The sequence below is a fragment of the Oceanobacillus senegalensis genome, from assembly GCF_900176885.1.
Lineage (GTDB): Bacteria > Bacillota > Bacilli > Bacillales > Amphibacillaceae > Oceanobacillus > Oceanobacillus senegalensis.
On record NZ_LT839648.1, the window covers coordinates 3,283,160 to 3,308,591 of the forward strand.

At 35.8% G+C, this 25,432-nt stretch carries 21 protein-coding genes; 12 read left to right on the forward strand and 9 right to left on the reverse strand.

Annotation, left to right across the window (positions count from 1 at the left end; genetic code table 11):
- Positions 1–59: 59 nt before the first annotated feature.
- The 4 genes from CAO17_RS15835 (at position 60) to CAO17_RS15850 (ending at position 3,391) form a co-directional block, all read left to right on the forward strand.
- Entirely contained in the window at positions 60–824 is a 765-nt protein-coding gene (locus CAO17_RS15835; RefSeq protein ID WP_085993587.1) for a GTP cyclohydrolase II, read from the forward strand.
- Positions 817–1,911, forward strand: coding sequence for a bifunctional diaminohydroxyphosphoribosylaminopyrimidine deaminase/5-amino-6-(5-phosphoribosylamino)uracil reductase RibD (gene ribD / locus CAO17_RS15840; protein ID WP_085993588.1), 1,095 nt, complete (start codon positions 817–819; stop codon positions 1,909–1,911). The genes CAO17_RS15835 and ribD overlap by 8 nt, the downstream gene beginning before the upstream one ends.
- Positions 1,912–1,928: 17 nt before the next feature.
- On the forward strand, positions 1,929–2,495 hold the full coding sequence (locus CAO17_RS15845) for a 5' nucleotidase, NT5C type (RefSeq protein ID WP_085993589.1): 567 nt from the start codon (positions 1,929–1,931) through the stop codon (positions 2,493–2,495).
- 239 nt (positions 2,496–2,734) lie between these two features.
- On the forward strand, positions 2,735–3,391 hold the full coding sequence (locus tag CAO17_RS15850; protein WP_085993590.1) for a GntR family transcriptional regulator: 657 nt from the start codon (positions 2,735–2,737) through the stop codon (positions 3,389–3,391).
- 46 nt (positions 3,392–3,437) lie between these two features.
- On the opposite strand, the gene brnQ is transcribed toward CAO17_RS15850, so the two are convergent.
- Positions 3,438–4,796 carry a branched-chain amino acid transport system II carrier protein gene (brnQ, locus tag CAO17_RS15855; protein WP_085993591.1) on the reverse strand — a complete coding sequence of 453 codons (1,359 nt, stop codon included), beginning with the start codon at positions 4,794–4,796 and terminating at the stop codon, positions 3,438–3,440.
- 306 nt (positions 4,797–5,102) lie between these two features.
- Here brnQ and CAO17_RS15860 point away from each other — a divergent pair, with 306 nt between their 5' ends.
- Positions 5,103–6,266, forward strand: a complete 1,164-nt coding sequence (locus CAO17_RS15860; RefSeq protein ID WP_085993592.1) for a pyridoxal phosphate-dependent aminotransferase — start codon at positions 5,103–5,105, stop codon at positions 6,264–6,266.
- A gap of 267 nt (positions 6,267–6,533) precedes the next feature.
- Here CAO17_RS15860 and CAO17_RS15865 read toward each other — a convergent pair whose 3' ends face one another.
- Genes CAO17_RS15865 through glgB form a run of 5 tightly spaced genes read right to left on the reverse strand, consistent with a single transcriptional unit; the run spans position 6,534 to position 14,664 of the window.
- Positions 6,534–8,927: a glycogen/starch/alpha-glucan phosphorylase gene (locus tag CAO17_RS15865; RefSeq protein WP_085994526.1), complete on the reverse strand. Its 2,394-nt coding sequence runs from the start codon at positions 8,925–8,927 to the stop codon at positions 6,534–6,536.
- Between the two features lie 50 nt (positions 8,928–8,977).
- Positions 8,978–10,408, reverse strand: a complete 1,431-nt coding sequence (locus tag CAO17_RS15870; protein WP_085993593.1) for a glycogen synthase — start codon at positions 10,406–10,408, stop codon at positions 8,978–8,980.
- Between the two features lie 56 nt (positions 10,409–10,464).
- Positions 10,465–11,580, reverse strand: a complete 1,116-nt coding sequence (glgD, locus tag CAO17_RS15875) for a glucose-1-phosphate adenylyltransferase subunit GlgD (protein ID WP_085993594.1) — start codon at positions 11,578–11,580, stop codon at positions 10,465–10,467.
- Complete coding sequence (locus CAO17_RS15880) at positions 11,580–12,737, reverse strand: glucose-1-phosphate adenylyltransferase (protein ID WP_281252941.1); 1,158 nt, start codon at positions 12,735–12,737, stop codon at positions 11,580–11,582. The genes glgD and CAO17_RS15880 overlap by 1 nt, the downstream gene beginning before the upstream one ends.
- Before the next feature lies 1 nt (position 12,738).
- Entirely contained in the window at positions 12,739–14,664 is a 1,926-nt protein-coding gene (gene glgB / locus CAO17_RS15885) for a 1,4-alpha-glucan branching protein GlgB (RefSeq protein WP_245831859.1), read from the reverse strand.
- Between the two features lie 420 nt (positions 14,665–15,084).
- Here glgB and pulA point away from each other — a divergent pair, with 420 nt between their 5' ends.
- On the forward strand, positions 15,085–17,247 hold the full coding sequence (gene pulA / locus CAO17_RS15890; RefSeq protein ID WP_085993595.1) for a type I pullulanase: 2,163 nt from the start codon (positions 15,085–15,087) through the stop codon (positions 17,245–17,247).
- Positions 17,248–17,467: 220 nt separating this feature from the next.
- On the opposite strand, the gene CAO17_RS15895 is transcribed toward pulA, so the two are convergent.
- On the reverse strand, positions 17,468–18,250 hold the full coding sequence (locus tag CAO17_RS15895) for a recombinase family protein (RefSeq protein ID WP_085993596.1): 783 nt from the start codon (positions 18,248–18,250) through the stop codon (positions 17,468–17,470).
- 248 nt (positions 18,251–18,498) lie between these two features.
- On the opposite strand from CAO17_RS15895, the gene CAO17_RS15900 reads away from it, so the two are divergent.
- Entirely contained in the window at positions 18,499–19,365 is an 867-nt protein-coding gene (locus CAO17_RS15900; protein WP_281252964.1) for a patatin-like phospholipase family protein, read from the forward strand.
- A gap of 63 nt (positions 19,366–19,428) precedes the next feature.
- Positions 19,429–20,427, forward strand: a complete 999-nt coding sequence (locus CAO17_RS15905) for an LLM class flavin-dependent oxidoreductase (protein WP_085993597.1) — start codon at positions 19,429–19,431, stop codon at positions 20,425–20,427.
- Positions 20,428–20,640: 213 nt separating this feature from the next.
- Here CAO17_RS15905 and CAO17_RS15910 read toward each other — a convergent pair whose 3' ends face one another.
- Positions 20,641–21,264 (reverse strand): class I SAM-dependent methyltransferase, encoded by a 624-nt coding sequence (locus CAO17_RS15910; RefSeq protein WP_085993598.1) that lies wholly within the window; start codon positions 21,262–21,264, stop codon positions 20,641–20,643.
- Positions 21,265–21,408: 144 nt separating this feature from the next.
- Between CAO17_RS15910 and CAO17_RS15915 the strand changes: the two genes are divergently transcribed.
- Positions 21,409–22,329: a ketopantoate reductase family protein gene (locus CAO17_RS15915; protein ID WP_085993599.1), complete on the forward strand. Its 921-nt coding sequence runs from the start codon at positions 21,409–21,411 to the stop codon at positions 22,327–22,329.
- A 218-nt stretch (positions 22,330–22,547) separates the two neighbouring features.
- On the opposite strand, the gene CAO17_RS15920 is transcribed toward CAO17_RS15915, so the two are convergent.
- A complete protein-coding gene (locus tag CAO17_RS15920) occupies positions 22,548–22,955 on the reverse strand; it encodes a secondary thiamine-phosphate synthase enzyme YjbQ (protein ID WP_085993600.1) in 408 nt (135 codons plus the stop codon).
- A 254-nt stretch (positions 22,956–23,209) separates the two neighbouring features.
- Between CAO17_RS15920 and CAO17_RS15925 the strand changes: the two genes are divergently transcribed.
- The 3 genes from CAO17_RS15925 (at position 23,210) to ytvI (ending at position 25,359) form a co-directional block, all read left to right on the forward strand.
- Positions 23,210–23,746, forward strand: coding sequence for a ribonuclease H-like YkuK family protein (locus CAO17_RS15925; RefSeq protein ID WP_085993601.1), 537 nt, complete (start codon positions 23,210–23,212; stop codon positions 23,744–23,746).
- Between the two features lie 112 nt (positions 23,747–23,858).
- The gene (locus CAO17_RS15930) at positions 23,859–24,212 is read left to right on the forward strand and encodes a DnaJ family domain-containing protein (protein ID WP_085993602.1); all 354 of its coding nucleotides are present in this window, start codon (positions 23,859–23,861) and stop codon (positions 24,210–24,212) included.
- A 91-nt stretch (positions 24,213–24,303) separates the two neighbouring features.
- Positions 24,304–25,359 carry a sporulation integral membrane protein YtvI gene (gene ytvI, locus CAO17_RS15935; RefSeq protein ID WP_085993603.1) on the forward strand — a complete coding sequence of 352 codons (1,056 nt, stop codon included), beginning with the start codon at positions 24,304–24,306 and terminating at the stop codon, positions 25,357–25,359.
- Positions 25,360–25,432 lie beyond the last annotated feature (73 nt).

Consider the following 25,432-nt stretch of genomic DNA (forward strand, 5'->3'; position numbering starts at 1 on the left):
TGAACATTGCTTTTTTATCTATACTAAGAAAAAGTAGTAATGGAAGAGAGGTTTAATTAATGGAACAAATGAAACTTGGTTCAAAAGTTTTTTCTATATTAAAAGATAAAATACAATTAATTCAAACAGAAGAAGACCGGGGTATTTATCTAGTAGGACCTATCCGCCTTCCTGTTAACCTTGATGGTGAAACCGTAGAATTCAAATGGTATTGCTGGCTAAATTATGATGTAGTAACAGAGGATTATGAACGAATTATTGAAAGATTATCATCATCGAACCTTGCTGAGTATCAACAATCCAGTGTTCTTGTATATGGAGATTTTAAAAATGCGGATGATGCCTTAATTCGCATGCATTCCATTTGCCATACTGGGGATATTTTTGGAAGCAAACGTTGTGACTGCGGATATCAGTTAAAACAATCAATGAAAAAAATTACGGAACATGGTGTAGGTGCACTATTTTACCTTGCTAATCACGAAGGTCGAGGTATTGGATTATTTTCTAAAGCAATGGCTTATGTACTGCAGGAAAATGGCTATGATACAGTGGAAGCTAACGAAAGCTTAGGCTTTGTAAATGATTCTAGAAACTACGATGATGCCATTCAGGTTCTAAAAACCCTACGCATCAAACCAGTAACACTCATAACCAATAACCCTAAAAAACTGGAGGCATTAGAGAATGCTGGTTTATTACTATCCGGAAGAGTTCCACTATGGGGAGATGTTTCCGAGTATAATAAAAAATATTTGGAAACAAAAGTCGTGAAGTCTGGGCATATAAAAGAAGACAATGAGGGGACTTGTTGTAATGATTAATGATCAATTTTACATGGATTTAGCCTTATCCAATGCCAAAGCAATGAAAGGACAAACCGATCCTAACCCACTTGTTGGTTCGGTAATCGTCAATGATAACCGAATTGTCGGTGTGGGGACCCATCTTAAGGCAGGAGAACCCCATGCTGAAATTCATGCTCTTCAAATGGCCGGAGACAAAGCAAAAGGTGGTACAATCTATGTAACCTTAGAACCATGTTCACATCATGGTAAAACTGGCCCCTGTGCCGTTGCTATAGTTGAAGCAGGAATCAAGAAGGTTGTCATTGCTACATTAGATCCAAATCCAGTTGTAGCAGGCAGTGGAGTGAAGATATTAGAAGATGCAGGCATTGAAGTTGTAACAGGGATACGAGAGCAAGAATCCATACAAATGAATGAGGTATTTAATAAATTTATTACGAAGCAAAAGCCATTTATCACATTAAAAGCAGGTATTTCACTGGATGGAAAAGTGGCTACTCACACGTTTAGCAGTAAATGGATTACATCGGAGGATGCTAGACGAGACGTCCATCAGCTTCGAAGCGAAAATATGGCCATTCTTGTTGGTATTAATACAGCCTTAAAGGACAACTCTAAATTAACATCGAGAATCCCAAATGGAAGAAATCCTATTCGCATTTTGATGGATTCAAGTTTAAGAATACCATTAGACTATCAACTTATTACAGATAAAAAGGCTGAGACTTGGATATTTACAAGTAAAAATCATGATAAAGCTAAAAGGGAAAGACTTGAAGAATTAGGAATCAGGATTTTTATAACGGAATCAGAATCAACAGTTAACCCAGTTGAAGTAGTAGATCTGCTAGGGAAAAACGGAGTATCTTCGCTTATAATTGAAGGCGGTGGGAATATAAATGCTTCCTTTTTACAACATAATCTTGTTGACAAGGTTATTCTTTATATTGCTCCGAAACTTGTTGGTGGTAAGGATGCCCCTACATTTTTAGAAGGAACTGGCATTGAACAAATGAAAGACGCTGTCGAACTTAAAAATACAGATATAATTCGAATTGGCAACGACTTTAAATTTATCGGATATCCAAAGGTTAATTACTAAGATTATGGGGGATGTTCATGAAAATAGGCTTTGATATTGATGATACACTCATAAATTTAAGGGAGCATGCTTTTCACATCTATAATAAAAAATTAAACAAAAATCTTGATTTATCTATATTCCGAAACATAAAACGAGTGGAGATACACGAGCCATTTGGTTTAAATGATGAGGAGGGGAACAAGATGTGGAAAAGTTCTTTAGAGGAAATTTATTATAGTGACTGTCCTCCTTTTAATGGTGCGGTAGAAACACTGAACAAGCTAGATAAGGAAGGACATGAGATATTTTATATTACTGCAAGACCGAAAGAACATGGAAAGAGATCCATGGATTGGCTAAAAAAACAAGGCTTTCCTGTTCAAGAAGAACGGTTTTATTATGGAATGCAGGATGATGAGAAGGTCCATATCATCCAAGACCTTGACCTAGATTATTATATAGATGATAAACCAGCTATTCTGGAAACACTTAAGAATGGACGTACTACTTTACTTATTAAGGATCAACCCTACAATAAAGACAAATGTGATATTACACGGATTATGGATTGGAATGACTTTTATCAATTGATTCAGTTATAGTAATTTTTGAAGCTTTGCTAGATAAACTAGTGAAGCTTTTTATTTTTAGCGTTTCACAAATAGATTGCTATGTATGCATTTAATAGATAGGTTGTTCACGATATTTATTCGATAATAGGTGTAAGAAAACCACTACGGAAATATTAACCTTTTTTGTAACAGAAATATATTGCATATTACATTTCCCTTACACTTGTAGTATAATAGAATATATATATTTACTGGGAGGGGGAAAAAAAGTGCCTATACCGACAAATCATGAAAAACCAACTAGACAATCTGCAAAAGAAACTGCATTTAATCAACTTCAACAATGGATCATAGACGGGACATTACTCCCAGGTGAAAAGATTAATGATTCCGAAATAGCCAAAGCCTTAGGAGTCAGTAGAACTCCTGTCCGCGAGTCTTTACAGCTTCTTGAAGCACAGGGATTCGTTAAAATGTTTCCTGGGAAAGCAACTCAAGTAACAGAAGTAGAAAGAAGCTCAATTAAAGAACTTTTACCACCACTAGCTGCCTTACAAGCATTAGCTGGTGAATTGGCTACGCAACGATTAACTGAGGAAACGGTTACATTACTGGAGAATACAAATCAACGTTTTGCAGAAGCCATACATTCTGAAAACTACTATTCCGCCTTAAAGATTGATGAGACTTTCCATGATATAATTGTGGATACTGCACAAAACAAATATATCAAAAATATCATCGAGCAGCTACAAGCACATGTAAGAAGATTATTCTTCCACAATTCTATTATTCTAACAGAGCATTCCATTGAGGATCACGCAAAAATCATTCAATTAATGAGAGAACGTGATATAGACAGTCTTAATTTAATTTTGAAAGATAATTGGCTTCGTACTATTGACTTGTTTCCTGATGTAAGATGAAAAAACACCGGCTTTCTTTTCGTAAGCCGGTGTTTTTTCATTTATTTTATGCTTCTTGTGCTTGAGATGCTTTCTGTAAGTGAGCAATAACTCCTGTTATAGCAATTACAATTAGTGCTGGAATCAGCCATCCTAACCCTTGTCCATAAAGCGGCAGAACATTTTCATAGAAGTTTACTACTGGAACCATCCAACTAAAATAATCGATTCCTAGCGATTCACATAGTGATTTAAGCCCATCCATTATACTAATTAAGAAGGTAACCGCTATTGTTGTTACATAAACAATACGAGCATGATTAAATAATGGTGATAAGAAAGTCAATAGCATTAATACGATTGCCAATGGATAAAGGAACATTAATACTGGAATAGAGAATGAAATAATGTTCGCTAAACCGAAGTTAGCAATTACAAATGATAAGGTTGTAAAGAAAACAACCAATGTTTTATAACTAAATCTAGGAAGCAGCTTATGAAAGTACTCCGCATTTGCTGTGATTAAACCAATCCCTGTTGTTAAACATGCTAGAATAATGGCAACTGCTAATAATACTGATCCTAACATCCCAAAGTAATACGATGCAGTCCCACTTAATACCGGACCACCAGTTTCAAATAAACCCAATGTACCAACGCTTGTAGCCCCTAGATAAGCAATTCCTACATACATTATTGCAAGTAATATGGTAGCAATAAGTCCTGATTTTGCTGTAGCGGTTAATATTTCCCTTTTAGATGTAATACCAAATGATTTTACTGTACTAATAACGATTATTCCGAAAACTAATGCTGCAAGTGCATCCATTGTATTATAACCTTCTAGAAACCCTGTCATAAATGCGCCACTTGCATAAGCTTCCTGTGGTGTTTCAATCGTGCCCATTGGACTTACAATAGCCGTAATAAGAAGAACGGAAAGTAGAACAACTAATACCGGTGCTAGAATTTTCCCAATATTATTGACAAGTTTTGCCGGATTAAGTGAAAAGAATAAAACACCTACAAAAAAGACCAATGTGAAAATAAATAGTATTAATTGTTGTGACTCTTCAGTTACAAATGGAGCAATCCCTACTTCGAATGCCACCGTACCGGTACGTGGAATAGCAAAGAACGGTCCAATTGTTAAATAAAGTAAAGAAGTAAAAAAGATACCGTATGCCGGGCTAACCCTACTTGATAATTCTTGCAAATCTTTCGATCCTGAGAATCCCATTGCTAGAATTCCTAAAAGAGGTAAACCGACACCAGTTAGTAGAAAGCCAATTGCCGCAGGTACCAAATTTGTTCCTGAATATTGACCTAGCTGTGCTGGGAATATTAAATTCCCCGCTCCAAAGAATAGTGCGAATAACATAAATCCAATCGCTGCATATGATGAAAACGGAAGTTTCTCCTTCATAATTGTTCCCCCTAGATTGTATTAAATATGCAATATATTAGTTGAAATCTATAATACTACCTATTTCAGTAAAATGCAATATATTACGGCAATTTTTTAGCAATTTTCGGATAAACGAATAAATTTGACAATTTAATCTAAAAGCCGACTGATACCATCATACATATAATAGCTTACTATAAAAGAACTTTATTATTATACAACAAAAACTAGACATATAGGGAAAAAAATTATACCATTTATTTTACAATTAAAAAGATATAAAATCTTCAACTAGAATATTCTTAATTATAGGGAGGGAGAATAATGGAATTTTCAAATCGTCTAAAAGACCTACCAACGCAATTTTTTGCAAGCTTGGTTCAAAAAGTAGCTAAAGCAATAAAAGAAGGGCGAGATGTCATTAACCTCGGACAAGGGAACCCAGATCAACCAACACCAGATCATATTATAAAAGCATTACAACAAGCTGCTGAGAATCCTAAAAACCATAAATACTCACCATTTAACGGTACGCATAAATTTAAAAAGGCTACTGCTGACTTCTATAAGCGCGAATATAATGTAGAAATAGACCCAGACACAGAGGTTGCTGTACTATTTGGTGCCAAAATTGGACTAGTTGAACTTCCTCTCACGTTAATGAATGAGGGAGATCTGATGTTGCTACCAGACCCGGGATATCCAGATTATTTATCCGGTGTTAGTCTTGCCAACGTAGAATATGACACCATGCCTTTACTAAAAGAAAATCAGTTCTTACCAGATTATCAATCATTAACAGAGGACCAAAAGAAAAAAGCTAAGTTACTTTACTTAAATTATCCTAATAATCCAACAGGGGCAACTGCAACGAAAGAGTTTTTTCAAGAAACTGTAGAACTTGCGGGACGATATGATATTGGAATTGTTCATGACTTCGCGTATGGTGCAATTGGTTTTAATGGACAAAAGCCACCAAGTTTCCTTCAGGTAGATGGAGCCAAAGAGGTTGGAATCGAGCTCTATACCATGTCTAAAACCTATAATATGGCCGGCTGGCGTGTAGGATTCGCAGTTGGAAATTCTAAAATAGTTGAAGCAATCAATTTATTGCAGGATCACTTGTTTGTAAGCTTATTCCCAGCGGTTCAAGAAGCCTCTGCCATCGCCTTACTTGATGATCAGACCTGTGTAACAGAACTTGTAGAGCTTTATGAAGGCAGAAGAGACACTCTTATTAAAGAGTGCCATCGTATTGGTTGGGATGTTGAGGCTCCAAGAGGTTCATTCTTCGCTTGGCTTCCAGTTCCTGAGGGTTATAGCAGTAAGGAATTTTCCGACCTTTTACTAGATAAAGCAGATGTAGCTGTTGCACCCGGTAATGGATTTGGGGAATACGGAGAGGGCTATATACGAGTAGGTTTATTAGTAGACGAAGAGCGACTACGAGAAGCTGTACAGAGAATAGAAAAGCTTGGTATCTTTTAACGGATCTTAACATTAAAATGGCAGGCAATTTTAATTAATCACCTGCCATTTTCTTTATTCATTAAGGGAGAATCAATGGTAAAAAGAATTATAAATGAAACGAGCACATTATTCATACGTTTTGTAGGTTATCCTAGTTAAACGGGTGAATGAAAAAACTACATTACCATAAGAACTAGTTTTATAAAGGATTCCCTTAAGTATAAGTGTTTAAACACTCTCTATTAGGAAATATTTATGATTCATCATACCTTTCATTTACATATTCTAATTCATCGGCTTTATCTTCCAAATATCTGAAGCATACTCCCTTATGGTCTGATCACTTGAAAACTTACCTGAATAAGCTATATTTGTCACACTCATATCTAACCAAGTATGACGATCTCGATATGCACGTTCTACAAGCTGATGTGTTTCTATATACGGCTCAAAATCCTTTAGAACAAAATATGGGTCATTATGATATAAAATGTTATAAAAAATATCTTTAAATTCTATATCGTGAACCCCGAATGCCCCTTGATTTAATTGATCTAGAATACTTCTAATCCGATCATCTGTGTTATAAATATCCCTTGCACTATACCCACCATGCTGATAATAATGCCATACTTCATCTGCTGTTAATCCGAAAATAAAGATGTTTTGATCCCCAACCAGGTCACGGATTTCTATATTTGCACCATCCATCGTACCTAATGTAAGGGCCCCATTCATCATCATTTTCATATTTCCTGTACCCGATGCTTCCTTACTTGCTGTAGATATTTGCTCACTAATATCTGCAGCAGGTATAATTTTTTCAGCTAGGCTCACATTATAATTTTCAAGAAAAATAACCTTTAACTTATCCTGAATATCTTTATCATAATTCACAATAGAAGCAACGGTATTAATCAATTTGATTACTTCTTTAGCTAAATGATAACTTGGAGCTGCCTTAGCACCAAAAATAAAGGTGCGTGGGGTCATGTCCTGGTTGGGATTTTCTTTTAATTCATTGTATAGGTAGATAACGTGAAATATATTAAGCAATTGTCGCTTATATTCATGAAGTCGTTTGATTTGTACGTCAAAAATTGACTTGTCATCTACTAGTATTCCAGTATGTTGATAAATATAGTTTGCTAAGTTCTTCTTATTATCATGTTTAACCTGATCAAACTTCTCCAGTAGTGACCTATCATTCGTGTACTTAAGCAAGTTAATCAATTGCTTCGGACGTTTAATCCACTGTGGCCCAATAACATCTGTAATGACGTCTGACAATTTCGGATTCACCTTTAGTAACCAACGTCTGTGTGTGATACCATTCGTTTTATTATTAAACTTTTCAGGAAACAGTGAATAGAAATCCTTCATTTCTTTTGTCTTTAATATTTCCGTATGGATTCGAGCTACACCGTTTACACTAAAACTTCCAACAATTGCAAGTTTTGCCATGTGAATTTGTCCATAAGCAATAATCGCTAGATCAGGTATGTTGTCCCTTAATTCCTCATGATTAAACCAGATAGATTGACAGAATTGCTCATTAATCTCATCAATAATCATGTATACACGTGGCAATAGGGATTTAATCATTTCTTGTGGCCATGTCTCTAATGCTTCACTTAATGTCGTGTGGTTGGTATAGGCAATTACTTTCGTTGTAATCTGCCAAGCCGCATCCCAGCTTAATCTTTCCTCATCCATTAAAATCCGCATCAACTCTGGTATTGCAAGACTTGGGTGGGTATCATTAATTTGAATTACAACTTTCTCAGGTAAACGACTAATTGGTAGTCGGTAATTCTTTTTAAAGTTATTGATAATCGTTTGAATGCTCGAAGAAACTAGAAAGTATTGTTGTTTTAAACGCAATTCCTTACCTTCATAACTTGAATCATCTGGATACAGAAAACCAGATATTTGTTCTATCGAGTGCTGATGGTCTAAATCATGATAGAACTCACTATTTTCCTCCATTACTTCCCTATCCTGCTTATGAAAGGGCTCTGCACTCCATAACCGTAATGTATTTACTATTTCATTTTGATAGCCTAGAACAGGAATATCGTAAGGAACAGCTAAAACCTTATCCGTCTCCTCATATTTAAATTCCAAAGAACCATCTATTCTTTTGAACATATGTACCTTTCCATGGAATTGAATACAAACGGCTTCCTCCTCTTTCCTCGTTTCCCAAGGATAAGGTTCCTTTAACCAATAATCTGGAAGTTCTACTTGGTTTCCGTGAATAATCCGCTGTTCAAATAAACCATATCGGTACCTAATTCCATAACCATGACCGGGATAACTTAAGGAAGCAAGGGAATCTAGAAAACAAGCTGCAAGTCTTCCTAATCCCCCATTACCTAATCCGGCATCACGTTCCTCTGAAAAAACATAGTCCGGGTTAAATCCCAGGTCCACGATAGCTGCCCTTGCTTCGTCAAGCAGACCACAGTTTAGCAGATTATTTTCCAATAATCTCCCAATCAAAAATTCCATAGACAAGTAATATACTTGTTTTGTCTGTTTGGTTTCATACATATCCTTCGTTCGATACCAATTTGGTATAATTTCATCATTTACAATGGATGCAAGTGCATAATAAATGTCCTTATTTGTTACGTGATTAACATCTTTTCCTTCATCCAGTAACCTTTTTATCATTTCTTCCTTTAAATGATTAGCTGTTAACGGTGGCAAGGAACCATCTCTCCTTATCCATGAATTAGTGTTGGTACTAACTGTTCATATAATTGACCATACAATTTAGCTGAATCCTTCCAGCTAAATCGATTACCATTAAAATTGCTACAAAGCTGTTGCCAGTGATCAGGGTCATGATAAATATCTAATGCATAGCGCATGGCATGTAACAAATCATGGGCATTATAATTCGTGAAACTAAAACCGTTTCCCTCCCCTGTTATTTCATTATAGGACTGTACCGTATCTTTTAATCCACCCGTTTCTCGAACAATTGGTGCCGTTCTGTATTGAAGTGCAATTAATTGAGCTAGTCCACATGGCTCAAACTTAGAAGGCATGAGGAAAAAATCTGCACTCGCATATAATTTCCTTGCTAGGCCTTCATTAAACGTTAACAACGCTCTTGCTTTTTCAGGATATCGATATGCTAAGCTAGCAAAATAATCCTCAAACTCTTTTTCACCAGTACCCAAAATGATGAACTGTACCTCTTCTTGTAAAAACTCTTCTAAAATATGCTCTACTAAATGAAGTCCCTTTTGTTCCGTTAATCTAGTAACCATGACATATAGAGGTTTATCTAAGTCCATGGGGAAATTTAACTCTTCTCCAAGATCTAATCTATTTATAATCTTTTTGGAACGTGCAGAGCGATAATTCACGGATAGATACGGATCGGATAATGGATTATATTCCTTCGTATCAATCCCGTTTAAAATACCTATTACGTCCTGTTCTCTTTGCCACAAGACAGGATGGAGTCCTTCACTATAGTAAGGGTATTTTATTTCTTCGGCATAAGTCGGACTTACCGTCGTGATTTTATCTGCATGGAACAGTGCACCCTTCAGACAATTCAACATACCGTTCCATTCCAAACCACCAATGTGCTCTCTATCTAAATTGAAAAAGTCCTCAAAAATATCGATAGGCATCATTCCTTGGTATTTAATATTATGAATCGTAAATACTGTTCGCATATCTGATAATGGTTTTTGAATATTAGCGAGTACAACTGCTATTGCTGCTTGCCAATCATGGGCATGTAGAATGTCTGGCTTAAAGTATCCATTTGCTAAAAATTGAATAACCGCATGGGCGAAAAATACAAATCGCTCTCCATCGTCGTAATAACCATATACACCCTTTCTAGTAAAATAGTAATCATTTTCTACAAAGTAATATTCGATTTGATGATACCTTAGCGTATAGATCGTTGCCTCCTGATTTCTCCATCCAAACGGAACATCGATAGAAGTAAGATATTCCATTTGTTCCTTCCATTCTTCTGGTATCTCGTCATACAATGGCAGGATGACACGTACCTCTAATTGTTCATGCTCCTTTAAAGCCTGTGGAAGGGAGCCTATTACATCCGCAAGACCGCCTGTCTTTATAAAAGGTGTAGATTCCGATGCAACAAATAATATATTTTCCACCTTTCCATCTCCCCCTAACTTACTATCTTAAGGAGGTAGCTCAATTGTACCTCCCCTTATTTGCTTTCTATCACCTGTCTTTTTGCTACCACATATGGTTTATCCTTTGAGCCAATAATTCTTTGTCCTTTCGTTACATGAACATCTTTATCCAGAATGACGTTTTCTAAATGGACATCCTCATCTATCGTACAACGCTGCATTATAATGGAATTCCTTATATTTGCACCTTTATTTACCTTCACACCCCGAAATAGTACACTGCCCTCAACGACACCTTCAACAGAGCAACCATTTGCTAAGATTGATTTTTTTACCTTAGACTGACCAAGGTATTTCACTGGTGGGTAATTAGATATTTTCGTTCTTACAAAATGTGGCTTATAAAATAAATCCTGATAATTGTCCTCGTTTAATAGTTCCATATTGTGTCGGTAATAACTTTCAATCGAATTAATAAATACTCCGTACCCTTTATGACGATATGTCTGTACTTTCAACTGAGAAAGTCTTTCTTGAATACCATGAACAAAAAAGTTATCTTGATGATATGCAATACATTCATCGACTAATTTCATTAATAAGGATTTATTAATAATATACGTACCTGTAAAAAGCAGTGGATTATGTCGTTCGTTTGTAATATTTTGCACCCAACCTAAATCATCTGCTTGGATACGGAAATACGGTGTATGCTCTTCTTGTAAATCCTCCATCATTGTTGATACTAAAGTAACATCCGCTCCTCGATTAATATGCAATTGAAAAGCATCCTTATAATCCGTATTAGCTATAAATTGACTGCCACTCACTAATACATAGTCTGATTTACCTCGATTAAAGTAATCCCGATTATTATGAAAGAAGCGCAAATCCCCTCTCGAAACATCCGTAGGGTCATTCCAATCAGGAGGTAGAATATACAGACCACCATTTCTACGATCTAAATCCCAATTTTCTCCTGTTCCAAGATGGTCTAATAAGGAGCGGTATTTAGATTTTGCAAAGATTGCTACTTCTTGAATATCTGAATTCACCATATTGGATAAAGCAAAATCAATTAATCGATAACGTCCTGCAATTGGAATAGATGCATGGTTACGAAAGTATGTTAGTTCGTTGAAAACAAAATTCTCATGCTCCAAATTGATTAATCCCATCATGGACTTCATTATTTTTCGCCTCCAGTCATTGCCTTCATTCCTTCTAATATTTCCTGATTGAGTACAATAGGTTCTTCATTATCTTTAGCATGTATATTTGTTCCTTCAGGTACAGTAGTATTTTCCATTACAATGACCCGTTCAAGGTTTGAATTCCGTCCGATTGTTACATTTGGATGAATTATAGACTCATTAATGGAACAGCCACTTTCCACTTTGACGCCTTTAAAAAGAATAGAGTTTTGGACTTCCCCATAAATAAAGCAACCAGAATTGGTTAACGATCGCTGGATTGATGCATTTTCCCCAATAAACTCTGGCGGGAAATTAGAGTCATTGGTATAAACCATCCAATTTTTATCCATTAACGTACGTCCCCATTCATTATCATCAAGCAAGTCCATATTTGCTTCCCAATAGCTTTTTACTGTTCCTACATCCTTCCAGTAACCGTCAAAACGATAAGCATAAAGTCTCCGTTCATCTCGAAGCATTGCTGGAATAATATCTTTACCAAAATCGTGACTTGACGTTTGTTGACTCGCATCTTTTAATAAATAGGCTTTCAACGTTTCCCATGTGAAAATATAGATTCCCATCGATGCAAGATTATTTTGTGGTTGTTCTGGTTTCTCTTCAAATTCATAAATCCTTAAATTATCTGTTGTGTTCAGTATGCCAAATCGGGATGCTTCCTCCCATGGCACTTCAATAACAGATATTGTTGCATCCGCATTGGATTGTTTATGCTGATTAAGTAATTTACGATAGTCCATTTGATAAATGTGATCCCCTGAAATGACAAGCACATATTTTGGATTATATTGATTAATAAAATGGATATTTTGATAAATGGCATCTGCCGTTCCAGTGAACCAATCTCCACCTGTTTTAGCCGTATATGGAGAAAGAATGGTTACTCCCCCATCTCTTCTATCCATATCCCAAGGCTTTCCATTTCCAATATGTTTATTGAGCTCAAGTGGAGAATATTGTGTTAGAACACCTAATGTCTGAATATTAGAATTGGTGCAATTACTTAGCGTGTAATCAATAATGCGATATTTCCCCCCAAATGGTACCGCTGGTTTCGCAATATCATGTGTTAATGCACCTAAACGTTTTCCTTCTCCCCCTGCTAAAAGCATACCTACACACTCTTTCAAACTATCTCTCCTCCTCTATATTTCTCTTAAATAGTGTGATTGCTAATGGTGGTATTTTTATTTTTATATGTTGTGGCAAACCATGCCACTTTTCTGGAAAACTAAAATGTTCCTTCTCGTTTCGTTGTCCTGTTCCTCCAAACTCCTCAGAGTCCGAATTAAAAATCTCTTTGTACTCTCCGGGAACAGGAACTCCAATTTTATAATCGTAATAAACATTTGGAGTAAAATTGCAAACTATAATGAGCTCATCCTTATGAAGTTTACTTTTTCTTCTAAAGGCAATGATGCTTTGATCAACATTATGCGGATCAATCCATTCAAAACCTTCTGAATCATGATCAAGTTCGTATAATTGTGGGTGTTCTAGATAGAAATGATTTAATGTTTTTACATAATTGAAGATTCCATGGTGTAGTGGGTATTTTAATAGATGCCAATCCAGTTGTTCCTTGTCTTTCCATTCTGCATATTGTGCTAGCTCGCCTCCCATAAATAATAGGTTTTTTCCTGGGTGGCAGAGCATGTAGCCGTATAGCAATCTTAAATTAGCAAACTGCTGCCATTGATCCCCAGGCATTTTATCCAGTAATGACTTTTTGCCATGAACAACCTCATCATGTGAAAGTGGTAAAAGAAAATTCTCGGAGTATGTATACATAAAAGAAAACGTTAGTAAATTATGATGCCATTTCCGATGAATAGGGTCTTTTTTCATGTATTTCAGCGTGTCATTCATCCAACCCATGTTCCATTTGTAATTAAATCCGAGCCCGCCAGAATAGGTTGGTGCGGTGACTAATGGAAGATCAGAGCTATCTTCAGCCATCATTAGCGTATTGGGATAATAGGAAAAAATAACTTCATTCAATTTCCGTATGAATGCATAGGCCTCTAAATTTTCCTCCCCACCATAGGAATTATAAATCTTCTCTTCCCAATCTGGACGGTCGAAATTAAGATAAAGCATACTTGCTACTGCATCCACACGAATTCCATCAATATGGTACTCCTCTAGCCAAAACAAGGCATTAGAGATTAAAAAGCTTTGTACCTCAGGCCTTCCAAAATCAAATGTCAGTGTTCCCCATGACTGTTTTTCTGCTTTTCTAGGGTCTGCATATTCATACAAGGCCTTCCCATCAAATTCCCTTAACGCAAAATCATCCTTACAAAAATGACCCGGAACCCAATCCATGATTACCCCGATATTATTTCTATGGCATTCATCGACGAAGTATTTAAATTCATCCCTATCTCCATATCTAGTAGTAACGGAAAAATAACCTGAAATTTGATATCCCCAAGACAAATCAAATGGATGCTCTGCTAATGGTAATAACTCAATATGGGTAAAACCTAGAGATTTAACATACGGGATTAGTTCCTTCGCTAATTCCTTATATGTATAAAACTCACCAGATTCCTTTTTCCTCCAAGATCCTAAATGAACCTCATAAATATTTACGGGGGAAGCATAGGAGTGATACTGCTTCTTCCTTTCCTGCCAATCGGTATCTTTCCATTTATATGTGGATACGGTTGGGATTAAGGAGGCTGTCTTAGGCCTAAGTTCAGACTGGAGTGCATATGGATCTGCCTTCAATCTGAGCTCCCCAGTTACGGAAATGATTTCATACTTATACGCTTGCCCTGGCAAGACATCGGTGAAAAACCCTACCCAAAGTCCTTCATTCGTAATCCGCTCTAAAGCATGTGATTCACTACTCCAGTTATTAAATTCACCCACTACAGAAATTTGCTCTGCATGTGGTGCCCATACGGCAAAACGATAGCCCTTTATGCCTTTTAAGTGGATATAATGACAACCTAAAAGTTGTTGGCTGCGATAATTAGTTCCTTGATGAAATAAATAAATATCCTGTTCAGATATATGATAGTCCACTTCAGATATATGATAGTTCACGAATCAAAATAACCTCCTTTTCCCGATAGGCAAGGACTAAGACATAAATCAAATAATCAGATAATATGGCTAATCCCTATTTATACAAGTGTAATTATAAGCTGAATAACTATTCACTTCAACGAGGATTCAGAAAATTCGTTCGACAAAAACTGTAACTATTTAGAAAGTATATCAACTTCTGTCGAATATAATTAAAACCATGTAAAATTCGTTTAAAACATGAAATAATAGGTTATTATCTTTTTATGGAAGTTCTTATATTCATAACTTTGGGTAAAACATATACTATAAGTAAGTATGACAGTAGTTAATCACTGGTTGCAGGGGGAGTACATTTTTTCCCTTAATAATATAAAGACGATTTGGACGTTGAGGAGTCCATTCATTCCTTAACTTCTAAAAAAGGAGTAGATTCCTGTGAAAAATGGGGTTGCGTGGATTGATGATATAAATGAAATGACAGTAAATGGGGATTTAGAAAATCTACCTGAGAAGCATCCATATCCCTTTATAGTTTGGGAGAAAAAACAAACCAACTTCCAAGCTAGTGTGAAAGAAGTAATAAATAAAACCACAGCTAGAATCCACTTCCATGAAGAACTCCCATTTGGAGAAACACTTTATCTCCTTTGGGGAGAAAAGAAATTTCCAATTTACCCTGGAGCTATTGTACGGACAAAGTGGTTTGATGAGAAATACGCTGACCTTGACGCTACACTAGGCGCTGTATGCAGTAAGACCTCCACCACTTTTTCCTTGTGGGCACCTACAGCAACAGAAGTTAGATTGGCCCTTTCCGAAAGTTATTATCACCTGAATAGAGAGGAAAAAGGGATTTGGAAATTAACGATTGAAGGGGATTGGCATGGTTTTCCGTATCAATATGAAATCACAGTAAACGGAAAGAAAACGCTTGTGAATGATCCATATGCCAAAGCAATGATGCCAAATAGTGAAAAAGCTGTTATTATCGATTTTTCAAGGACGAAACAAATAGATGAAATCAGTACACCAAGACCTCAAATAAATCATTTACAAGACTCGATTATTTATGAACTACATGTAAGAGATGCAACCATACACAAGAATAGCGGTGTGAAAAATAAAGGTAAATTTGTGGGGTTAACAGAGAAGTCGACATCTACTACTCATAACTCCTCTACAGCACTATCCTATTTGAAAGAACTTGGGATAACCCATGTACAATTACTGCCTATTAATGATTTTGCTCGTGTAGACGAAATCAATCCAGATACAACATATAATTGGGGATATGATCCTTTATACTTTCAGGTTCCTGAAGGGAGCTATGCCCTTTTACCAGGGGAACCAGTCTCACGAATTAACGAATGTAAAACAATGATTGAATCTTTCCATCAAGAAGAATTATCCGTTATTTTGGACGTTGTTTATAATCATGTATTTATTATGGAAGAATCTCCTTTTGAAAAAATCGTACCTGGCTACTATTTCCGTTACCATAAAGATGGAACGCTTTCTAACGGTACTGGAGTTGGAAATGATGTAGCCTCTGAACGTCAGATGGTTCGAAAGTTCATACTGGATACCGTCGATCTATGGCTATCTGAATATAAAGTAGACGGATTCCGATTTGACTTGATGGGTTGTCTAGACATAGAGACAATAAATCTTATACAAAAAAGATGCCTTAAAGAGTCCCAGCCCATTATGCTCTTAGGTGAAGGATGGGAATTACCAACGGCCCTTCCATCCCATAAGAAGGCAACAAGCATAAATTCAAATTCATTAAAAGGAATACGTTTTTTTAACGATTTTTTCCGAGATACATTAAAAGGAAATTTATTTGATTCCAGTGATACTGGATTTGTTAATGGAAATGGACATTTTATCGAACGTCTTCCACATTTATTATCTGGTTCTGTGTTAGAGGATTATGGGGATCCCTTTGTTTCCGATGTAACCCAATCTGTTAACTATGTAGAATGTCATGATAATCACACATTATGGGATCGACTTCAATTAACAAATCCTTTCTCTAGTGATAAGGATCGCAAAAGGATGCATCAGCTTGCAACAGCTCTCACTCTTCTAAGCCAGGGTGTTCCTTTTATCCATGCTGGGCAAGAATGGTTCAGAACAAAAAATGGAGTAGAAAATAGCTATAAGTCTAACGATTTTATCAACCAGTTGGACTGGAGCAAACGAGAAACGGAAAATGATAATGTTGAATTTTTGAAAGCACTTATTCGTTTGAGGAAAAAATATGAAGTATTCCGTTTAAAAAGCAAACAGGAAATCCGGCGGAGATTCCATATACTTGAAACACCTAACCCTATTTTTGGATTTACCTTGCTAGATGATGAAGTTGACTTCTCCATTTATGCTAATCCAACGAAGAGGGATTGTTCACTAAGGTTGCCATCGTCCGGAAATTGGAAAATAGCAGTAACAAATTATTTAGGTGATTCTGATAACCAACAGACTATTGTTGGCGAGTTTATGGAGATTCAACCTTATGAAATTGTTGTTTTACAGAAGTTGCGAAAATCAGCTGATCTGACGTTTAACTCACAGATAGGTAGTAGTGTAGAGAATTAAAATTGCTTTAATACTTGAAAAAGCAGTGAACTTATAATTCTTATGAGTTCACTGCTTTTATTTCTAAGTTTCGGTTTATCGTAGGTTAAGGCGCAGAAATACACCCAACTCAAAATGGAGGAAAAACAAATCTTTTTAGGCGGGGAACGAAAGAAAACCCCACTGATTAAAGATTCTCTTTATACGAATTACTTTTATCCCTTCACAAGTTGTTCAAAAGTTAATCCCAAGTATAGTCTCTGAAATAGTGATACCAATCTCCATTTTTAAAATAAACTTTTATACACTTTTCTCGACTATCCCACTTGATTTTCTTAATGTTTTGAACATCGTATTCCTTCCGTTTATCCATCTTCATACTTTCCAAATGTTTAGGATGTGTCTGATTAAAAATTCTCTTTTGTAGATCGGTTAATTTATCATAGCCTTTCGCGTTCATTTCTTTAGCTTTAGCGTAAATAGTGGAACGTGGAACACCAGTCATTTTCTCGATTTCGGTTATACTTAGGCCATTGTTATCATTGTTAAAATATAGCTTGAGTGCCTTTTTAATATCTCTTTCATCTTTCTCTTTACGTCCCAACTGTCTCCCTTGGCTTTTGACACGTTCACGGCCTTCCTTTGTACGCTTATTGATTAGATTACGTTCAAGGTCACGCTCAAAATCAACAATAGTTCCAAGCATAGTAAACATTGTTTTCCCGGAAGGAGTTGAAAAATCAATTTTTTCTTTAATAAATTCCAACCCAATATCTTGTTCTTGTAAAGAGTTTGCGATTCGATGTAATTCATATGTGCTCCCGGCTAAACAGTCCATTTTATACGCCACCAATTTATCCCCCGGTCGTAAATACTTAAGAGTACGTTCCAATTCTGGTAGCTGCACCCTTCTAATTGCTATTTTTTCCTTACATATTTTATCGCATCCATATTCTTTTAACTTCTCCATTTGAAATTCCAAGTCTTCAGTTGTACTACCCCTTGCATAACCGATAGTAGCCATAACATATTATCTCCCATGTCCAATGATCTTAAATATTTTGTGCATCTGATTATAAACTAACTCTTAGACAATAACAACAACAATTTTATGTAAGTTTTATATTAAAAATGACTATATCAAAAAGCCATAAAAAATCAATCAAGTGTTCTAATTCGTAATAAATTGATATACTAGTTTTATATACTGAAGCTTATTCTCACTTTATATAAAAAAGGAAGTGTCAAGTATTGTTTAAAAATACTGGGCTTTTGTTAGAAGGTGGGGGAATGAGAAGTGCATATACTGCTGGAGTTTTAGACTTCTTCCTTGATGAGGAGTTTGAATTCCCAGTAGTTGCAACAGCCTCTTCAGGAGCTCTTATCGGCAGTTCATACATTGCAAAGCAAAGAACTAGAAACTATCAAATATTACAGGCTGTCGGGAATAATTCTAAATCTGTTTCCGTAATCAACTGGTTACGAAACAGAGAAATATTTAATATGGATTATATTTTTGATCAAATTCCAAGGGATATTATTCCCTTAAACTATCAATCTTTTACACAATCTCCATCTACATTTATTATTGGAACAACAGACATCCAAACCGGAAAGCCACTTTACTTTAATCGATATGAAACAATTGACGATTTATTAACTATCACCCGAGCATCCTGTTCTCTTCCGGTCCTGGCGCCGAGTGTCCGCTACCAGGGAAAGGAATTATTAGATGGCGGGATATCCAATCCCATCCCTATCCATCCATTAATTACACAAGGGATCAAAAAACATATAGTCGTTTTAACTAGAAATAGAGGATACATTAAAAAGGCAACAAAACTTAATTGGTTTTTCCAAAGATTGTTTAAAAATAATCCAGAGCTAGTTCGTATATTGCGTGACCGGCATATCCTTTACAATCAAACCATGCATTTGCTTTATGAAATGGAAAAACGAAACGAAGTATTTATTTTACAACCCGAACGACCTCTAAGGGCGGCTAGGATAGAAAAGAATAAAGAAAAACTAGAAGAATTATATAATCAAGGATACGAAGAGACCAAAGCGAAAAAGGAGATATTATTAGCCTTTTTAGAATCACAAACTCAAGATAAAACGAGTACCATTCCTTCATGATGTATTGGATTGGTTATTTTTAATATACTAATTAACAATCGGGATTGAAAAGAGGTGTAAAAGATGATTCCCATTAGTATCCTCGATTATTCCCCGATTGATGAGGGAACAAATGCACATGAGGCTTTATGGAACACTACAAATTTAGCAATATATGCAGATTCTCTTGGTTTTAAACGCTTTTGGGTTTCAGAACATCACTTTGTAGAATCAGTTGCAAACAGTAGCCCGGAAATACTGATGATGCATCTCGCCTCCTCCACCAAAAGGATACGAATAGGCTCTGGTGGGGTCATGTTGCCACATTATAGTGGTTATAAAGTTGCGGAAAACTTTAGAATGATGGAGGCTCTTTATCCCAACCGAATCGATTTAGGTATTGGAAGATCACCCAGTTTTCGTATTGTCAATCAAGCCTTAAACGAAAGTAAAGGTAAACGAGTAGCGTATGAGCAGCAGGTAGAGGATTTACAGAAGTATTTGACAGACAACGTTTCAGATGAACACCGATTCCAAAAGTTAATCGCTACACCAAAGATAGAAACGAGGCCCGAAATGTGGATGCTTGGATCTGGAAAAAAAGGTGCAAGGGTTGCGGCAAGCCTTGGAACTGGTTACGTCTATGCTCATTTTGCTAAACCAGGACGTCAAGGAATAACAACTGTGAATGATTATCGAAGACATTTCCATTCCTCCACATTTTTAAATAGACCTAGAGTAATGATTGCTGTATTTGTAGTGGTTGCAGAAAATGAAGATAAAGCGGAAGATTTAGCTCAAGCCTTTGATCTATGGCTACACTTTATTGAATCCAAGCACCAGCCTCCATACTATCCGTCTATTCAAACTGCTAAAAGCCGTGGATTCAACCCGGCTGAAGGGGAAAAGGTACAAGCCAATCGTAGAAGAATGATTGTAGGTACCCCAGAACAAGTAAAAGCTGAAATTTTACAGATTGCAGAATCCTTTGTAGCTGATGAGATCATGATTATACCAAATGTGTACGGTATTCAGAATCGGAAAAACACTATTAAGCTACTTGCAGATATGTTTGGTTTTTAGCATATGTACAAAAACCTATCTTATTAGAGATTGGGTTCATCAAAGAAGGTGTGTAGTAGTAGATATAAATTAAATAAGTTCTTTATCCCCATACTACACACGTTAATGTCTCATTAAATGAAATGATCCTTATTAAACATATATAAGCTTACAAAACCGACGTCATTTCCTTCATTGGTGTCGTCCCCTATTTGTCTTATTCTTTAAATGTTATCATGCTTCCACCATATAATTTAGCCGATAAATTAAAATCCGCTCATACGGATTCCGTTCATATAATCCAGGTATCCTCACTTCCTCTACTAATTCAAACAGTGTTTCCATTTCTAAAAAATAAATATAATCATCGTGAGGGTAATATAAAATTAAATCAACACTACGTTGGATTAATTCAACCGATGCCAAGATATTTTGGACTACCCTACGGAAAATTTCGACAGAAAAGGGATTGAAGAAATAAAAGCAATTATCTTCTCGACGAATCACATATTCCTCAGCTAGGCAATAATGGAATTGTAGTTTATCCTGCTTTTTATTAAATCTACTTAAGTAACGATTGCGGTTTTCAATCGCATTTTCGTAGAATGTCACATTTCGCTCAATTCCAGATACAGATGCTTGGTAAAAATAATGAATATAAAAGTTCAATCTCCCTAGCCCACAGCCGAAATCAACAATATGATCTTGCTCGCTTATGGGATATTTCTTTCCTAATTCCTCTAGTACATAATAAGGCGTCGGCTCATATGGATGGTAATGGATGAATGGATCATTAGGAGTATTTTTATTTTTTCTTGTTTTGATGTTAAGTAATTTATCGTAGTAATATTCCTTCATAAAATCTCTCCAAATTTAGTAGCTTAACATTATTCTACCTAAGTTTTAGGTGGATTCCCACCATTCACCGATTTACCTCGTAATTTTTTATGAATTCTGATATCATTCTTATATACGAATAAAAAAGAAAAAGCGGGGATAATCATGAAGAAAATTCATACAGTGTCATTAGTAGGGTTAGGTGCAATTGGCGCGGCCTATGGTAGTAAGTTACAAACACTATTAGGTGAAGATTTCCGAGTAATTGTAAATAATGAACGATTGAATCGCTACCAAAAAAACGGTTTTGAAGTGAATGGGATAAAACAGGAATTTAACTTTATAACTCCTGAGGCGGAAACTGAACCAGCAGACTTAGTTATCATTGCAACGAAAAATGCAGAGCTCGGACAGGCTGTTCAGGATGTTAAGCAGCATATAGACAAAGAAACCATTATTCTATCCTTACTAAATGGCATCTCTAGTGAGGAAGAAATCTATGAAGCTACTAATAATGAGCATATTCTTTATAGTATGTGTGTTGGAATTGACGCCGTAAGAGATCGTCAATCTGTTAGGTATGCTAGCATAGGAAGGATTTGCTATGGTGAAAAAGACAAGTCTATCTCTGAAGATGTACTTGCAGTAGAAGATTTGTTCCAAAAAGCTGGTATTCCATATGAAATCTCTGAGGACATCTGGCATACTATCTGGGCTAAGTTTATGTTTAACGTTGGAATAAACCAAACATCCGCTGTACTTAAAGCCCCTTATAAATTTTTTCAAAGCATTCCATCCCTCCAAGAATGGATGGAATCAGCAATGTATGAGGTTGTGGCCATATCGAAAAAAGTTGGTGTTCATTTGACAGAAGAGGATGTTAAACATTATCGCCCAATATTACATGCTCTTTCTCCTAATGGAAAAACATCCATGCTACAAGACGTACTTGCCAATCGAAAAACAGAAGTTGAACATTTCGCCGGAAAGGTTTGCGAACTAGGCAAAAAGTATAATATTTCAACACCTGTAAATGACCAGCTTTATCAAATAATCCATATAATTGAGGAAATGGCAAAGCAATAGACCGCTCTTTAGTATAAAAATAACCTTCATAATTAAAATGAAGGTTATTTTTATACAGGGTTTACTCCTTCATTAGAGTAGTAATGTTGTTTTTTGGTGATTTCTTTGGTTTTCAGCAAGGCTGTGAAGACACTTTTGAGCTCTTCTCTCCCTAGCTTTCTTCTTCATCCAATAGATAAAAGAGCATTTTACTATTTTTAGCATGGTACTTGATTCCATTACCCTTCTATAATTTTCACGTGGAATTTCCTTCTTCTAGGTCCGTCAAATTCACAAAAGTATACACTTTGCCATGTACCAAAAACAAGCTGTCCTTCTGAAATAATAATTGTTTCACTTACTCCCACTACAGAGGATTTCATATGTCCATCTGAGTTATTTTCCATATGGATATACTCGCTCTTATTTGGAAAGGTTTCATTTAACCCTAGCTTAAGATCTGTTTTTACATCAGGATCCGCATTTTCATTAATAGTGATGGCAGCTGTTGTATGTGGGCAATAAACTACCATGATTCCATCCCTTACCTTACTTGTATGTAGTGCTTCATTCAAATAAGAGTCTATATTTATGAACGCCTGTTTTTCTGAAGTATTGATCTCAAATGTATAGAATAACTTGTCCATGATTCTCCAACTCCTTATTTACATTCTATATTTACCCCAATCTTACCATCCCTTATCTATAAAGTGAATTTTCAATTGGTGGGGGTATTAGCCCCTTAACCTGTGATAAAAGAAAGGGAATAGTAGTTTATAGAAAAAACACATTCTTTTAGGAATGTTTAAATTAGAACAATCGTAATTATTTAGTAATGAATATATTATAGTAATAACCATTGCCGAAAAGTCGGCTAAATCTTATAAAAAGGAAGGTAAAAATGTCAAAACTAAGGGTATTAAATTACACGTTCCAAAACTTAAGTCAAAAGAATATGTCGTTCAAACAAGTTTTCCACCATATTGTTCAATTCATGAAAAAAGACCCGAACGGAAACTATCGTTTAATGTTTGGAACAGATTCGCAAGTACATGGGTATTACACCAGATTTATCACAGGAATCGTAATCCAGCGTGAAAAAAAAGGAGTATGGGCATGTATACGAAAAGTGAATGTACCTCGTAAAATGACAAACCTTCATGAAAGAATTTCTTATGAAACAACCCTAACTGAAGAAATTGTATCCATGTTTACAGAAGAAAGGAAAGAGCAACTAATTAATATCATATTGCCGAACATCTATAAGGGTGCATCCTTTACTATTGAAGGACATATCGATATTGGTTCAGGAAATAGAAATAAAACAAGAGTTTTTGTGAACGAAATGGTCTCAAGAATGGAGTCTATCGGTGTAGAGCCAAAGATAAAACCAGATTCCTTTGTCGCAAGTTCTTATGCCAATCGCTATACCAAATAATTTTGTGAAAAACGGGGTCGTACTTCAGCTTTGAAGTACGCCTCATATTGCTTCTAGACCTTCCCTAAGTTATACTTTTAACAACTACATAAGTATAGAAGGTAGGGCTACCATGTATCATTTTGTAGAAGAAAAAATTAAAGAAGCCGTTAACAATGGAGAGTTCAATCATCTTCCTGGTAAAGGAAAGCCTCTTGACTTAAAAGATGATTTACAAGGATTATCCCCAGAGATTCGAAGAGCTTTTAAAATTCTAAAGCATGCTGGGTATATTTCTGAAGAACAAGAGAAGAAAAAAGAGTTACTTACATTTCATGATTTGTATTCAACTGTTGCCGGAAATACTCCTAGACGGAATGATCTACATGATAGAAAGAAATTTGATGCATTTGTTCGTGAGAGGGGCTTGAGGAGAAATTCCAATTTCCGCAATTATGCAAAAAATATTTATAAAAGACTTTTCTAATTTATAAAGTTAATAGTCTTATAAATTTGGCAAGTTTTAGCTCTCATAATATAATTAAACTAGTATTCTTGAATTGGAAAGGGGCCTTTACTTGTCTAAGTTTTTTACCACTAAGAGAATCATTATTGCTATAGTTGCTATACTATTAGCAATAGTCTTTTATTTTTACTCACCTGCTTTTATGCCATTTATCTTAGCGGCGCTAACCGCTTTTATATTAGAGCCACTCGTTAAACTAATACAAAAGCATTTAAAATTTAGAAAAAGATTACCTGCAGTTATTATCGCATTTGTAACCTTTGTTTTAGTCATTGCTTTCATTTTTTACGTTACTATTACTAGAGTTGTCAATGAAACCATCCGCTTTGTTGAAAGAATGCCATACTACATTATTGATATAAACTTCTACATGGAGAATTTGCTAGAAAAACTAAATAAGACTGCCGCCGGTTTGCCACCAGTTTTTATCGATGAAATGGATAAGCAAATTTCTAGTTTACTGGAATGGACTACAGAATCAGCTCAGCAAATGATACCTATATTGGCTGGTTGGGCTCAAGCCATCCCAAATTTAGTCGTTGTAATTATCATTTATTTAATAGCTCTATTTCTAATCAGCTTGGATTTACCGAAGTACATAGAAGGATTCTATGCTAGGTTTGAAAAGGAAAACGGTGAAAAGGTTCGTTATATGCTACAACGATCCACTAGGTTCTTTACTGGGTTCTTTAAAGCACAATTTTTAGTTAGTATTATCATCTTTATAGTCACTTACATCGGACTAATGCTAATCTCTCCTGATAACGCCTTAATCATGTCCCTAGTTATTTGGTTTATTGACTTCATTCCAATTATCGGGTCCATTGCCATTCTTGCTCCATGGGCATTATTTGATTTGATTACTGGGGATGTAAACACTGGAATTCAATTACTCGTACTAGCTGGAATTCTATTAATTATCCGTAGAACCGTCGAGCCGAAAGTCATGGGTGACCAAATTGGACTTCCCCCTTTACCTACACTAATTGGTTTATGGTTAGGATTATACTTCTTTGGTATTCTTGGGCTTATCGTTGGTCCATTATCCATCATTGCACTCCTATCAGCCAAAGAGGCTGGGCTTATTAAATTAGACTTTAAAATATAATGGTGCCTGGCACTTCCCGGTTTTTGTTGATTTGTCACCTTATAAAATATTACTTTTTACGTATAGTAACAAC

Coding starts and splice junctions, on each gene's coding strand:
- CAO17_RS15835 (WP_085993587.1), top strand. CDS start 60: ATGGAACAAATGAAACTTGGTTCAAAAGTTTTTTCTATATTAAAAGAT.
- ribD (WP_085993588.1), top strand. CDS start 817: ATGATTAATGATCAATTTTACATGGATTTAGCCTTATCCAATGCCAAA.
- CAO17_RS15845 (WP_085993589.1), top strand. CDS start 1,929: ATGAAAATAGGCTTTGATATTGATGATACACTCATAAATTTAAGGGAG.
- brnQ (WP_085993591.1), bottom strand. CDS start 4,796: ATGAAGGAGAAACTTCCGTTTTCATCATATGCAGCGATTGGATTTATG.
- CAO17_RS15860 (WP_085993592.1), top strand. CDS start 5,103: ATGGAATTTTCAAATCGTCTAAAAGACCTACCAACGCAATTTTTTGCA.
- CAO17_RS15865 (WP_085994526.1), bottom strand. CDS start 8,927: ATGATAAAAAGGTTACTGGATGAAGGAAAAGATGTTAATCACGTAACA.
- glgD (WP_085993594.1), bottom strand. CDS start 11,580: ATGAAGTCCATGATGGGATTAATCAATTTGGAGCATGAGAATTTTGTT.
- CAO17_RS15895 (WP_085993596.1), bottom strand. CDS start 18,250: ATGGCTACTATCGGTTATGCAAGGGGTAGTACAACTGAAGACTTGGAA.
- CAO17_RS15905 (WP_085993597.1), top strand. CDS start 19,429: ATGATTCCCATTAGTATCCTCGATTATTCCCCGATTGATGAGGGAACA.
- CAO17_RS15910 (WP_085993598.1), bottom strand. CDS start 21,264: ATGAAGGAATATTACTACGATAAATTACTTAACATCAAAACAAGAAAA.
- CAO17_RS15915 (WP_085993599.1), top strand. CDS start 21,409: ATGAAGAAAATTCATACAGTGTCATTAGTAGGGTTAGGTGCAATTGGC.
- CAO17_RS15920 (WP_085993600.1), bottom strand. CDS start 22,955: ATGGACAAGTTATTCTATACATTTGAGATCAATACTTCAGAAAAACAG.
- CAO17_RS15925 (WP_085993601.1), top strand. CDS start 23,210: ATGTCAAAACTAAGGGTATTAAATTACACGTTCCAAAACTTAAGTCAA.
- CAO17_RS15930 (WP_085993602.1), top strand. CDS start 23,859: ATGTATCATTTTGTAGAAGAAAAAATTAAAGAAGCCGTTAACAATGGA.